This is a genomic window from Alloalcanivorax balearicus MACL04, from assembly GCF_025532145.1.
Classification (GTDB): domain Bacteria; phylum Pseudomonadota; class Gammaproteobacteria; order Pseudomonadales; family Alcanivoracaceae; genus Alloalcanivorax; species Alloalcanivorax balearicus.
In genome coordinates this window covers 1-933 of sequence record NZ_ARXS01000068.1, presented here as the reverse complement: position 1 = coordinate 933, position 933 = coordinate 1, and the positions used below count along the sequence as shown (strand labels likewise).

Genomic DNA, 933 nt, shown 5'->3' with positions numbered 1-933 from the left:
GTGATCTCCACCGTGACACGGCCCTTTTGCGCCGACTGCGACCGGTTGCGGCTGACCGCCAACGGGCATCTCTATACCTGCCTGTTCGCCCGCCAGGGGCACGATCTGCTGACGCCGCTGCGTACCGGGGAAAGCGAGGCCCAACTGCGGCGTCGCATCGAACAAAGAGTCTGGCACAAGGACGCCGGCTACGCGGCCACGCCTGGCCCGGTGGACCGACCAATCACCATGCACGGGATGGGAGGCTGATGAATCTGTCCTTTGAACTTTACGGTGAACTGATCCCGCTGGCGGGTGGCGAGCACATCACCCTTGCCACCGAAACGGCGCCGGCCACGGTGGCCGAGGCGCTGCTGGTGCTGGCCGATCAGTGTCCGGCCCTGCAACCGCGCCTGGACCAGTGCGCCGCGGTGCGCGACACCGACATTTTATTGCGCTCGGACCCGCTGCCGGAGAACGGTCACCTGGTGCTGCTGCCGCCGGTGGCGGGGGGATGACTATGACGGATTCGAGCAACGGGACGCATTTGACTGAACAACCGATTGCCATCGATGAACTGCTGGCTCTGGATCACTATCCCGAATGCGGCGGCCTGGCCCTGTTCGCCGGCACCGTGCGTGACCACCACCAGGGCTTGCCGGTGGAGAGCCTGCGCTATACCGCCTATGCGCCGTTGGCGGAGAAGCGCATCGCCGAAATTGAACAACAGACCCGTGAGCGCTTCGGCCTGAGCTATTGCCGCGTGGTGCATCGCCTGGGCGCGCTGCGCATCGGTGACGTGGCGATCGTGTGCGTGGCGCGGGCCGCGCACCGGGCGGAGGCGTTCGAGGCCTGCCGTTACCTGGTGGATGAAGTGAAGCATCAGGCGCCGATCTGGAAGGAAGAATTTTATACCGACGGCAGCAGTGCCTATGTGCAGGGCTGCTGCATCCG

Annotated in this window: 2 protein-coding genes and 1 pseudogene; all 3 read left to right on the top strand. The window is 65.2% G+C overall.

Annotation, left to right across the window (positions count from 1 at the left end; genetic code table 11):
• A pseudogene (locus tag MA04_RS21700) lies at positions 1-249 on the top strand (GTP 3',8-cyclase MoaA); the annotation flags it as partial.
• Positions 249-497: a MoaD/ThiS family protein gene (locus MA04_RS21695; protein WP_163123023.1), complete on the top strand. Its 249-nt coding sequence runs from the start codon at positions 249-251 to the stop codon at positions 495-497. The pseudogene MA04_RS21700 and the gene MA04_RS21695, both read left to right, overlap by 1 nt.
• Positions 498-499: 2 nt before the next feature.
• Positions 500-933: molybdenum cofactor biosynthesis protein MoaE (locus MA04_RS21690; RefSeq protein WP_262462842.1), on the top strand; the 434-nt coding region annotated here is incomplete at its 3' end.